Source organism: Rhizobium sp. BT04, from assembly GCF_030053135.1.
Classification (GTDB): Bacteria; Pseudomonadota; Alphaproteobacteria; order Rhizobiales; family Rhizobiaceae; genus Rhizobium; species Rhizobium binxianense.
The window spans coordinates 1,320,623-1,332,792 of record NZ_CP125652.1; the positions used below are offsets into that span (position 1 = coordinate 1,320,623).

Annotated in this window: 10 protein-coding genes; 6 read left to right on the forward strand and 4 right to left on the reverse strand. The window is 61.5% G+C overall.

Going from position 1 to position 12,170, the window contains the following annotated elements; genetic code table 11:
* Nucleotides 1–106: 106 nt before the first annotated feature.
* Complete coding sequence (locus QMO82_RS15045) at nt 107–796, forward strand: VOC family protein (protein ID WP_183606794.1); 690 nt, start codon at nt 107–109, stop codon at nt 794–796.
* A 141-nt stretch (nt 797–937) separates the two neighbouring features.
* On the opposite strand, the gene QMO82_RS15050 is transcribed toward QMO82_RS15045, so the two are convergent.
* Together QMO82_RS15050 and QMO82_RS15055 are read right to left on the reverse strand one after the other, a co-directional pair.
* Nucleotides 938–1,714: a DUF1194 domain-containing protein gene (locus tag QMO82_RS15050; RefSeq protein ID WP_183606793.1), complete on the reverse strand. Its 777-nt coding sequence runs from the start codon at nt 1,712–1,714 to the stop codon at nt 938–940.
* Nucleotides 1,715–1,866: 152 nt separating this feature from the next.
* Nucleotides 1,867–2,769, reverse strand: a complete 903-nt coding sequence (locus QMO82_RS15055) for a LysR family transcriptional regulator (RefSeq protein ID WP_183606792.1) — start codon at nt 2,767–2,769, stop codon at nt 1,867–1,869.
* 188 nt (nt 2,770–2,957) lie between these two features.
* On the opposite strand from QMO82_RS15055, the gene QMO82_RS15060 reads away from it, so the two are divergent.
* Together QMO82_RS15060 and QMO82_RS15065 are read left to right on the forward strand one after the other, a co-directional pair.
* Nucleotides 2,958–3,683 carry an SDR family NAD(P)-dependent oxidoreductase gene (locus QMO82_RS15060; RefSeq protein ID WP_183606791.1) on the forward strand — a complete coding sequence of 242 codons (726 nt, stop codon included), beginning with the start codon at nt 2,958–2,960 and terminating at the stop codon, nt 3,681–3,683.
* Nucleotides 3,677–4,165 carry a RidA family protein gene (locus tag QMO82_RS15065; RefSeq protein ID WP_183606790.1) on the forward strand — a complete coding sequence of 163 codons (489 nt, stop codon included), beginning with the start codon at nt 3,677–3,679 and terminating at the stop codon, nt 4,163–4,165. The genes QMO82_RS15060 and QMO82_RS15065 overlap by 7 nt, the downstream gene beginning before the upstream one ends.
* A gap of 138 nt (nt 4,166–4,303) precedes the next feature.
* Here the strand turns inward: QMO82_RS15065 and QMO82_RS15070 are convergent, their stop codons facing one another.
* Nucleotides 4,304–4,843, reverse strand: a complete 540-nt coding sequence (locus QMO82_RS15070; protein ID WP_183606789.1) for a Pycsar system effector family protein — start codon at nt 4,841–4,843, stop codon at nt 4,304–4,306.
* Between the two features lie 127 nt (nt 4,844–4,970).
* Here QMO82_RS15070 and QMO82_RS15075 point away from each other — a divergent pair, with 127 nt between their 5' ends.
* The gene (locus QMO82_RS15075; protein ID WP_183606788.1) at nt 4,971–8,729 is read left to right on the forward strand and encodes a FecR domain-containing protein; all 3,759 of its coding nucleotides are present in this window, start codon (nt 4,971–4,973) and stop codon (nt 8,727–8,729) included.
* Nucleotides 8,729–10,693, forward strand: a complete 1,965-nt coding sequence (locus QMO82_RS15080) for a CHASE2 domain-containing protein (protein WP_183606787.1) — start codon at nt 8,729–8,731, stop codon at nt 10,691–10,693. The genes QMO82_RS15075 and QMO82_RS15080 overlap by 1 nt, the downstream gene beginning before the upstream one ends.
* A 130-nt stretch (nt 10,694–10,823) precedes the next feature.
* On the opposite strand, the gene QMO82_RS15085 is transcribed toward QMO82_RS15080, so the two are convergent.
* Nucleotides 10,824–11,411 carry a TetR/AcrR family transcriptional regulator gene (locus QMO82_RS15085; RefSeq protein ID WP_183606786.1) on the reverse strand — a complete coding sequence of 196 codons (588 nt, stop codon included), beginning with the start codon at nt 11,409–11,411 and terminating at the stop codon, nt 10,824–10,826.
* A gap of 140 nt (nt 11,412–11,551) precedes the next feature.
* Between QMO82_RS15085 and QMO82_RS15090 the strand changes: the two genes are divergently transcribed.
* A complete protein-coding gene (locus tag QMO82_RS15090) occupies nt 11,552–12,109 on the forward strand; it encodes a DUF308 domain-containing protein (RefSeq protein WP_183606785.1) in 558 nt (185 codons plus the stop codon).
* Nucleotides 12,110–12,170 lie beyond the last annotated feature (61 nt).

Consider the following 12,170-nt stretch of genomic DNA (forward strand, 5'->3'; position numbering starts at 1 on the left):
TCAATACCGACAGAATAATTGATTCGACGCCCTTGCCACGCTGTGGTCCACTGACCGCCGACATGTATCGCCATTCTTAATGCGTCCAAACCTCAAGGAGCTGAAGATGAGCAATGCAATGCGCAGTGAAGCCCCCATCCAGACCCCGAATACACGGTCCGTCGACACCAAGCTCGAAGTGGTCGTCATCCCCGTTGCCGACGTCGACCGCGCCAAACGTTTTTATGACGGTCTGGGCTGGCGGCTCGACGCCGACTTTGCCAATGACGCCGATTTCCGCGTGATCCAGTTTACCCCGCCGGGCTCCGGCTGCGCGATCATCTTCGGCAAGAATGTCACCGCGGCGGCACCGGGCTCCGCCCAGGGGCTCTACCTGGTCGTCTCCGACATCGAGGCAGCCCGCCGCGATCTCATCGCTCGCGGCATCGAAGTGAGCGAAGTGTTCCATGACGCTGCCGGCGTCTATGCCGGCAAAGACGAACCCTATCTCTTCGGACGGCTGCGCGTCGCCGGCCGCGATCCCGAGCACCGCAGCTATCGCTCCTTCGCCTCGTTCAAGGATCCGGACGGCAACGGCTGGCTGTTCCAGGAAGTCACCACACGACTACCCGGACGCATCGACGCCGACGAGACGAAATTCACGACGTCAAACGAGCTTGCGTCAGCACTGCGCCGCGCGGCAATCGCCCACGGCGAACACGAGAAGCGAAACGGCGGCAAGCATGACGAAGGCTGGCCGGACTGGTATGCCGAATACATGGTCAGCGAGCAGGCCGGCAGAGCGTTGCCGTTGTAGGCAAAGGCTGCGGCGTCATCGCAGACCGCAACACCAGCTGAAAAGCATCTCGGCCAATAAAAACTATCCCAACGATGATCGCGTCTCTGCTGCTTACCAAGTACTGACTGATATAATTTCGGCGCGGTAACCCGCCGGGCATCAGCGGTCGAACATGTCCCGCCACTGCTTTTCCCCGATCAGACAGTCGGTCGCCGGCGGCGCGCCGGCTGTCTTCTGCACCGTTGCCGGCGTGGAAAGGCCGCTGATCTCCAGCACCAGCTTGCGGCGCACGGCAACGGCGAAATCCTCGATCTTGCGGACCGGCAGCACGAAGGCGCCGGGACCGCCGATGACGCAATCCTCGTAATATTTGTCGAGCCCATTGGGCGCATCGGAAGGCCGCAGCATGATAGCAAGGCCATTGATGATCATACCGGCCTCTACCGCCTTGTCGCGGGTCGGTGTGACGGGATTGCCTGAGTTGTTCGGGCCGTCGCCGGAAACGTCGATCACCTGTCGCCTGGACAGAAAGGGACTGGAAACAATCATGCTGGCGCCCTGGGCGATCGCGGTGGAGATCGATGTGCGCCGCTGCGTGGCGATCGGCCGGGCTTCGAGCTTGCCGGCAAAAGCAATCGCGTCCTCTTCCGTCTCGATCACCTGCCAGTCGATCACCGAATCCTGGACGACATAGCCTGCCCATTCGAAATAGCTGATGGCGATGCGGCCGGTGAGCCCGCCCTTCACCGCATCGATGAATTCCTTGTGCTTGAGTGCTTCGACATACCCCTCGCGCTGGATGCCGATCTCCTCGAAATCCATCGACCGCGAGGTGTCGACGGCAAGCACGAGGGTCACGTCGACCTCATCTCCCCCCGCCCGCGCTGCCGGGACGAGGCCGGAAAGACCGATAAGCACCGCAAGCGTCGTCAGCATTGGCAATCCAATCCCCGCGCCATCCAAGCCGGCAAACTCTAACACAGCTTGGCCGACGCAGGCCCCCCGCCCGCACATACGGCTTCAATTTTCGGTGATGTCCGGAACGTTTCCGTGGCGGCTGGAGCACCCGCCCCGCCCTTCGAAGGAACTCAATGCAAGGGAAGCCACAACGGGTTCTTCCAAGCCTTCAGCGCCTCAAGAAAGACCTGCAATCTCGCGGGCAGGAAACGCCGTGTGGGATAGACGGCATGTACAAAGATTTCCTCGGACGACCAGTCCGGCAGCAGGCGGATGAGTTCGCCTCGTTTGATCTGCTCGTCGCAATAGGTCGAAGGCAACAATCCGATCCCGTGTCCGCGATAGGTGAAGGCGCTCACCGTATCGAAATCCCGGCTCGATACCGGCCCCGACACGTGCAGGCGAACCGTTTTGCGCCCGCTCACCAGATGCCATTCCGCCTCACCGTTGCGGCCGTTCAGCAGAACGCACCGATGGTCCTTCAGGTCTTCGGGCTTTAACGGGAGCACCCGACCTTTCAGATAGTCCGGTGTGGCGACCAGGTAGCGCACGCTCTTGCCGAACCGCTGCGCAACGATGCTCGAATCTTTGAGTTCGCCGAAACGGATGCCGAGATCGACATTCTCCGCGATGAGATCGAGGAACAGGTTGGTGACGAAGAGATCGATCTGGATATCGGGATATGTCTTCAGGAAGGCAGAGACAAATTCGTAAAACACCTCCTGCCCGAAAATGACCGGCACGGAAATCTTCAGCAGGCCTTCGGGTTTTCTCTGCGTTTGCGTGAGCACCTGCTCGGCATCGAGGATATGGGCGAGCGGCTCGCGGCATTGATCGTAATAGGCGCGGCCCTGCGCGGTCAGGCTGAGCTTGCGGGTCGTCCGCTGCAGCAGCGTCACCCCAAGCTGCTCCTCCAGCGACGTCACCTTCCGGCTGACCGTCGATACCGGCATACCAAGCGAATGGGCGGCGCGGCTGAAGCTGCCGTACTGCGCCACCTTCACGAACACGGCGATATCGTTGAGATCGGCCATGGCTGATTTTTGCACAGGCGCAAAAGAGAATCCAGATATTTCCATCTAATCGAGGAATGGCGCTTTCGCCATATTCACCTTGCGAACACAGACAACCCGATGGAGGCGCATTCGCAGCAGCCCCATCTCGAGCGACCCGTCCTTCACAAGCAAGGCCCGTTGCCCGAACCAATCTTTTGGAGATCAACATGAGTACGGCAAAAACAGTGATCGTCACGGGCGCCTCCCAGGGTATCGGAGCAGGCCTCGTCAACGCCTTCGTCGAGCGCGGCTATAATGTCGTCGCCACCTCACGCCAGGTCAGCGCTTCGGATGCCTTCAAGGCCTCGGACAAGCTGGCGCTCGTTGATGGCGACATCGGCGATGCCGAAACCGCAGCGCGGGTGACAAGGGCAGCAATCGGCCGGTTCGGTTCGATTGACGGCCTCGTCAACAATGCCGGCATTTTCTTGGCCAAGCCGTTCGTCGATTTCACGATGGCAGACTTCCGGAAATTGTCCTCGACCAATCTCGAAGGCTTCATCCATCTGACCCAACTGGTCGTCAGGCAGATGCTCACGCAGAAGTCAGGCGGCAGCGTCGTCAGCATCACCACGCCATTGACCGATCATCCGATCGCCGGCTTCTCCGCTTCGGTATCGATGATGACGAAGGGCGGCATCAACGCAATCTCCAAGAACCTGGCGATGGAATATGCGAACGAGAAAATTCGCTTCAATATTGTGGCTCCAGGTGTGGTGGACACGCCGCTGCACAAGGACAATCCGAAGGACTTCCTGACGACGCTGTCGCCGATGGTGGGCATATCAAATGTCGAGGAGATCGTCGACGCAGTCGTCTTTCTCACCGAAGCGCCGCGCGTAACCGGGGAGGTGCTGCACGTCGACGGCGGCGCACATCTGGGCAGATGGTAGACCATGCGAAAGCGCAGGCAGCCGGCGCGGAACGGCGGCTGCAGGAACTTGGCATTGCGCTTCCCCCGCCGCCGACACCCTTTGGGGCCTATGTCGAAGCGATAAGGACCGGCAATCTGGTCTTCTTCAGCGGGATGCTGCCGGTCGTCGGCCATGAGCCGCGCTATATCGGCCGCGTCGGCGGTGTTCTGACGGCCGAAGACGGCAGGAAGGCGGCCGAAACGGCAACGCTGAGCGCGCTCGCAGCCGCCAGGGACCATCTCGGTTCACTGGACAGGGTCGTCAGGGTCGTCAAGCTCGGCGTCTATATCGCGACCGAAGGCGATTTCCGCGACCATCCGAAGGTTGCGGACGGAGCATCTGAAATGCTGCTTGCGGTCTTCGGCGAGGAAAAGCTCTCAGGCCGCGTCGTGCTCGGCGTCGCCAGCCTGCCCCTCGGCCTGCCGATCGAACTTGAACTGGTCCTCGAAGTCGAGGATTGACAATAGCCGGGCGCGCTCCGGCCCGCCCTGCTCACCGCCCCTGCATTCTTGGCTTCGCTTGCGCTCAGCGCATTCGCGCCAGCGACGAACGCCTTGAGCGGCAAGCGAAAAGCAAATGAGGGTGTTAACAACCCACTCTCACATCGCCACCAACAGCAGCACATAGGCAATCACGCTCACCATCAGCCCACGAAACGCAAAGGTGACGCAGCGATATTTGTTGCGGGCGATGGTGGAGAGGATGTTGGCGTTTTCGAGATATTGGTCGAAGAGGTAACGCTCGTCGCGCCTGAGTGCCGCCTCGAAGAACATGTCGCGATGGCCGGGCCAGGCGCCCCAGAACAGCGAGGTCGAGCTGTCCAAACGGCGCGGCAGCACGACGAGAATGGCCGACAGGATTGAAAAGACCGAAGCTGCGGCAAGCAGGCCCGAGAACAACATGCCGCCCGGCGTCCCGCCGATATAACGTGCCGGGTTGAAGACCGCCCTCACCTCGCTTGAGCTCACCAGGAAGGCGAGCATAAAAGTAAAGATATAGGCAGCCTTCTGATCAGAAATCTTGATCTGATCATAGAATATGTCATTGATTTTCTTGATATGGTCGAAATACTCGACACCAATATCCATGCTCGACGGCTTACTCAGCATGATCTCAGTTGCACTTTCGAAGTCGCTCACGTGATTACTCCACCCTCAAGTGTTTCCCTGATATTACACTTGGATAGGAAAGCAAGAACACGTGTGCAGCGCGCTTGACTTTTCTTTTCTACACGGACAAAGGGGAGTGGGGTATGGGGTTGAGGTCATGCGGGGGCATTCCAAACACATCTTTCACGCAGGGGTAGCGTTGGCGCTTGCTCTGCCTGCTTTCGGGTCGCCGGCAATGGCCGATCCCGTGCAGCGCGCAACCCCGGTCGCCGGATCCGTCATCGCCCGCAAGACCGGCGAGGAGGTCCGCTTCATCGACGTGTCGAACTGGCGCATCGTCGACATCAATCAGGATCTCCTGACCGGCGATGTGCTGCGCACCAATGCCAACGGCCAGCTCGCCATCGTCTTTTCCGACCACACGCAGGTCCGCCTCGGCCGCAATTCCTCGCTGCAGGTCAAGAAGATGGCCGCGAGCGGTGACACTGTGCTCAACCTCCAGTCCGGCACCATCTGGGCACGCGCCGAGCGCGGCGGCCAGGGCCTGACGGTGGAAACACCGGCCGCCGCCGCCGCTATCCGCGGCACGGACTGGACCATGACCGTCGAAGGCGCCAAGACCTCGATGATCGTGCTCGAAGGCCGCGTGGCGCTTAGCAACCCGCAGGGCAGCGTCGATGTGAACGAGGGCGAAGGGGCGGTCGCCACGATCGGCCAGGCACCGCACAAGATCATCAGCGTCAATCCTGACGACCGCGAGCAGATGCTCTTCTATCTGGATCTGCGCGACGGCTTCGATCTGATGCCGACTTCGCCGCTGCGTGCCGACCGCATGGCGACGGAGCGCCGCCGCCTGCTGGCGCTGCCGCCGGAGCGCCGCACCACCGAAGACTGGCTGGAACTGGCCGAAGTGCAGAGCGCCTTCGATGGACGCCAGGCCGCTGCCGCAACGCTTGAGAACATCCGCGGCCGCAAGCTGACGGCAGCCCAGCAGGCGCGCGTCGATCTGATCGACGCCACCATCGCCGGCTCCGAAAAGCGCTATGGCGATGCCGCCAAGCTTTTCCAGAAGGCCCTGCCGCATCTCGACCCGACACGCCGCAACATGGCCCAATATGGCGGCTATTTTGCCCGTTCGCTTGCCGACCCCACCCATGCCGAACCACCGCCGGCCAGCACCACCGGCCCCTATGGCGCAATCATGCAGGCCTATACGGCGGGCTTCCTGGAGAACCCGCGCGTGGCGCTCGAGATCATAAAGAAAGCGGAACAGCGCTATCCTGATGATCCGACCCTGCCGGCCGTGCGCGCCCAACTGGCGGAGCTCGTCGATGACCGTGAGCAGATGAAGGAAGCAATCGAACGCTCACTGGCGCTCGACCCTGATCATCCGATGGCGCTCGCCGCCCGCGCAGGCTACAAGGCAAACTATGAGAGCGACATCAACGGCGCGCTCGCCGACCTCAATCGTGCGATCGAACTCGCGCCCGGCGGGTCGAGCACGCTGAATTCGCTCGGCCTGCTGCAGAGTTCTCGCGATGCCAACGGCGAAGCGGAAAAGGCCTTCAAGAGGGCGATCGCGCTCGATCCGCAGGACCCGCTGCTGCACGCGAACCTCGCAATCCTCTATCTCGATCAGGCGCGCATGAAGGAGGCCAAGCGCGAGATCGACACCGCGATCGCCCTCGATCCCTCCTTCGATCTCGCCCTGCTTGCCCGCGGCCGCTACTACCTGCAATCCGGAGAGCGCGACAAGGCGCTGCAAGACCTGCTCGCCGCCAGCACCGCCAATCCCGCGCATTCGCAGTCGCAGTTCATGCTGGCCGCCGCCCATTACGAAAAGGGCGACCGGCTGCCATCCGAGCAGGCGCTCGACAACGCCAACCGTCTCGACGACGACGATCCGGTCATCTCGGCCTTCCGTACGGCGATCGATATCGACGATTACGATTCAGATGGCGCGATCCGCGATGCGCAGGAATTCCTGCGCCGCTCGCGCGCCCGTGGCGGTGATTATAGTGGGCTCGGCGCCAATGCGAGCGCCGGCTCGACACTGAACAACGCCTTCCGGCTGCAAGGTCTGGATGCCTGGGGCCGATATTATGGCGATGCGGTTTTCGATCCTTTCAAAGGCAGCGGTTATGTCGATCAGTCGATCAAGGGCAGCATCCTTCCTTTCGTCAACGCAACGAACTTCAGCGACGACAATATCATTCAGAACCGCGGCAACGCGTCGAGCTACTCATCCTTCATCCAGGGCTTGCTGATTTCTCCGCACATGCTCTCCGGCCGTTCCCGCTCGGCATCGCTCTTCGATGTCCCCTTCATCGAAGGCTCGCTCGGTGGCGGCATCAATAGCGTCGACGGCCATACAAGGCGGATCGGCGAGGCCGATATCCAAGGCTATTCCAACGAAACCATCCCGATCAGCTTTTATGGCAATCTGGGCTGGGAAGAGCTGGCGCTTGATCGCGACTACCGGGATTTCGGCGGGGTTCAGACAGACAACAAGCTGCTGAGCGCCAACGGCTATCTCACGGCAACCGTCACGCCTGACGATCGCGTGGTAGCCTTCGTCAACCATGCCAAGAACGATGGAACACTGAGTGCGCAGACGCAGGGCACGACACTGACGGACCTGTTCAATCTGGCAGGCTTTCCGATCAGGACGACGGTATTGCCGGAATTTGTCGGCCGCGATGTTGAAAACGAGATAACCAACGCCGGCATTGGCTGGAGCCACACCTTTGCCTATGAAAACATATTGAACGGCGCATTCTTCTATTCGGATATCAAGTCGCGAACGGCAATCTCTCTTCAGGTCGACGATGCTCCGGTTTTACCCCTGCCCGACCCGGACATCATTCCTGTTCTGGATACGGGCGAGAACACGACCTCCAAAACCTACATCGGTGCTCTCAACCATTCCATCGGCAGCGGCCCGCTGACATGGCGATACGGTATCGAAGGCGGCTGGATCGATACCAGCACGACGACCTCCTCCCGCCTTTATGAACTCGTTCCTCTCGTCCCACTCATCCCGGAAATAAACGAAGGTCCGACCACTACGAGCAACACCGTCAATATCGGTCGCGCCTATGTCGATGTGCTGCATGAGATCACGCCGGACCTCAAGGGCGAATACGCCTTGTTTGCCACACGCCTGGAAGGCGACGGCATCGATATCAGCCGGCTGGAGCCGCGCTTCGGCCTCGCCTGGACGCCGGTTCAAGGCCACTGGCTACGGGCCGCCTTTATGCGGCAAAGCTTTGATACCACCGTGCCGACCCTTGCGCCGATCGGCATACTCGGGCTGCAGGCCAACCAGTTTTCCGCCAATCCGCAGGGCTATACGGATACGGTCGCCCTGCAGTGGGATGCCGAATGGACCGACCGCTTCTTCACATCGGTCGAGTACCAGCATCAGGAACTGCACGATTTCTCGATCGATCTACCGCTGATCTCGCTTCCATCGGATACCAGCCTGCCGATCTCGCGCGGCAGCATCGATCGCGCTGCCGTCACTGCCAACGTCGCGCTTGGCAACGGTTTCGGCCTTTCGGCCACCTATGCCTATATGGATTCGGAAAACAGGGATCCGCTTGAGCCGATCTATGGCGGCCCTCTTCCCTTCATACCGCAAAATTCGGGGCAGATTGCGCTGACCTGGGTCAACGAAGCCAAGGTCAAGGCAACGGTTGCCGCCAACTATATCGGCGAGCGTGACGGCGATCGGGTTGGCACCAAGCTCGACGACTATTGGAGCCTCGACGCCCACCTGGTCTGGGAACCGTTCGACAAGCGCATCGAGCTGGAAGCGGCCGCCTATAACCTGCTCGACGAGGACTTCGAGATCACGCCCGGCGTGCCCGGCTGGGGCCGCGCCTTCAAGGGCACGCTCAAAGTCCGCTTCTGATGCGGGTGCGGGACAAGCAGGCCAGGCAGATCACGAGCCGCCATCTCAGGCTGCTGGTGCTATCCCTGACCACACTGATCGCCATCTCGCTCCTGTCGCGCCTGCCCGCCTGGTCGCTGCTGGAGCTCAGAAGTTTCGACTACCTCTCGACCCTCGACGATCCCCGTCCGCCGGCGGGAGGGCCTGTCATCGTCGCGATCGACGAGCCCTCGCTTGCCGATATCAACGCGCAATGGCCCTGGCCGCGCAGCCTGCACGCCGAACTCGTCACCCGGCTGCGCGCCGCCGGCGCCCGCGTCATCGGCCTCGACATCATCATGGCCGAGCCCTCGAACCCCGGCAACGACGCGGCGATCACGCAAGCCGTCGGTCCCGATATCGTGCTCGCCGGCGACGAAACGCTGATCGAGACGCCGCAGGCCTCGCAACTGATCCGCGCGACACCGCTGCCGCAGTTGACCGAAGCGGGTGCCGTGACAGGCATCGCCTCGATCGATCTCAGCGGCGACGGCATCTTCCGGCGCATTCCGGGCTATGAGGACGGCTTTGCCGCCATGCTGGCGAAGGCGTCGGGAGCAGCACACGCATCCTTGCCGGCCGGCCAGCTAATTCAATCCTTCGGCCCGGCCCGCAGCTATCCCACGGTTTCCTATTACCAGGCGCTCGACCCGGAGAATTTGCTGCCGCCGGATTATTTCAAGGACCGCGTCGTGCTGGTCGGCCTCAGCCTGCAGAATGCGCCAGCCATCGACAAGGGCGGCGTCGACGCCTTCGCCACCCCCTATACGGTTCACACCGGCAAGCTCGTTTCCGGCGTCGAGGTCCAGGCGACGATCTACGACAATATCCGCCGCGGCCTGTCGATTGCCGAAGCCCGCCTGCCCACGGTTGCCGCCTGCATCCTGATAGCGGTGCTGCTGGCCGCCGCCACCGTCTGGCGTTCGACGGGCTGGCTGACGATCGTCACCAGCGCATCCGCTCTCCTCGCTTTTGCGGCCGTCAGCTTTGCCGGCATCCGGCTTGCCCATGTCTTCGTGTCGCCGCTCGGGCCTGTTGTCGCCTATATCTCTGTCGTCTTCGGCCAGGCCGCCTTCGACTATGCCGAGGAACGCCGCAACAAGCGGCAGATCATCCGCGCCTTCGCCCAATATATCTCGCCGGATCTCGTCCGGCGCCTGTCGAACGATCCTTCGCAGCTGAAGCTCGGCGGCGAGCGGCGCACGCTCTCGGTGTTGTTTTCCGATGTTCGCGGTTTCACCACCATCGCCGAAACCCTGAAGGACGATCCGGAGCAGCTGACCGGCCTGATCAACCGGCTGCTGACGCCGCTCTCCGACGTGGTGATGGATCACGGCGGCACGATCGACAAATATATGGGCGACTGCATCATGGCCTTCTGGAACGCGCCGCTCGACGATCCCGACCATGCACTCCATGCCGTGCGCGCCTCGCTCGCCATGCAGGCGGCGATATCGAGGCTGAACAGCCAGCTGGAGCGCGAGGCAGCGACACGCGGCGCCAAGCCGCACGTCTTGAAGATGGGCGTCGGCATCAACACCGGCGAATGCATCGTCGGCAACATGGGCTCGACCCGTCGTTTCGACTATTCCTGCCTCGGCGACAGCGTCAACCTCGCCTCCCGCCTCGAAGGCGCCTCGAAGAATTACGGCGTGGCACTGCTGCTCGGCGAGGAGACGGCCAGACTGGTCACTGAGACCTACATCGTCGTCGAACTCGACCGCATCATCGTCAAGGGCCGCACTGTCCCCTCGCCCGTCTTCACCGTCGTGCACAGGGCCGACGCCGCAGCGCTGGCCGCCCACCAAGCCTTCATCGACGCCAAATATGCCGGTTCGCTTGCGCCAACCGACCCCGACTTCGACACTCTGGCCGCCGATATTCCCGAACTTTCCGGCTATTACGCGATCGTCCGGGATGCGCTGGCCGCCGATGGCACGGAGTGACGTTGTCCACAGGAGACAAGCCGCCATCTCCATCCATTTCCGGATACCGGGTGTGTGACGATGCGGACGTCACGCCTCAACGAGCGTCAGCTTATGATTGCGCAACGCTCCTATCGGCCAGAGAATTCCCCTATCGATCCACTGCCCGCAGCCTCTCGATCTCAGGCTTAACGACTGCGATGAACAGCCCGGGATCGCCGAAAGCCCTCGCCGAGAGCATCGCCCCATGAACCGAGGCCATCAGCATTTGCGCCCGCTCCTCCGGCCGCTTGTCCAACCGAAACAACCCCTGCTCGACTCCAGCCTGCAGCACCGAGCTTAGCCATGCAGCAAGACTCTGGAAATGGGCGCGGACGCGTGAAGCGACCTCTTCCGGTAGCATCTGCATTTCGCTGGCGAGCATCGCGCAGACGCAGAAGGGCTGCGAGGCATCCCGAATGCATGTGTGCCAATAGTTGACGTAGAACTGCAGCTGATCGGCAGGGCTTGCGGCCTGCTCGCGCAGAGACTGCAAACCTGCCTCCGCCTGCTTCCGATAGCGATCCACGAGGACCGAGACCAGCTCGGCCTTTGTCGGAAAATGATGGTGGATGCTCGCCTTCCTGATGCCGATCGCGGCCGAGATGTCAGCATAGCTGAAGCCGTTATAACCTCCCGCCACGATGAGCGACTGCGCGATGTCGAGGATTTTGTCGGAAGTTGAAGCCATTGATTTCATGCCATCGCCTACCTTCTGGTAGACAGACTGTCAAGCCTGTCGCGGTATCGCTGCCTTCACAAGAAGGTGTGCGTGCGATGCGTTGACTCCGATGTTTGATCTACCTACTAGTAGGCAGGCAACATTAAAGGAATCTTCCGATGCAAACTCATTCTTCCCTCCAGTCCAATTGGCTGCGATCCTATTATTTCACCCGCGCCGCCTTCTCGATGATCTGGATTGCCGCCGCCATTCTTCTTGCCGGGCAGCCACGCGCCGTAGCCTTTCTGCTGGTGCTCTATCCCTTGTGGGACGCGCTGGCCAATCTGATCGACGCCAGGGTCAATGGCGGCCTGCAGGCCAACCCGTCGCAAACGTTGAATGTCGCCGTCAGCACGGTCACGGCGCTCGCCGTTGTCATCGCGATCAGCAATAGCACCTACGCCGTCCTCGCCGTGTTCGGAGCTTGGGCGATCCTCTCGGGCCTGTTGCAGCTCTATACCGGCGTAAGGCGCTGGCGGACCAACGGCGCACAATGGGTCATGATCCTGAGCGGCGCGCAATCGGCCCTTGCCGGCGGCTTCATGATCAGCCAATCGTTTGGCGCCGCCGCGCCGACGATCCTGGATATCGTGCCCTATGCCGGGTTCGGCGCATTCTACTTCCTGCTGTCCTCGATCTGGCTTGTCGTCGCAGCCTTTCGCAAGGCACATGCATAGGCGTTGCCCGGTCGCATGGCGGCAATCTGAAACGATTGCCGCCCGAGGCCAGGCACCGCTA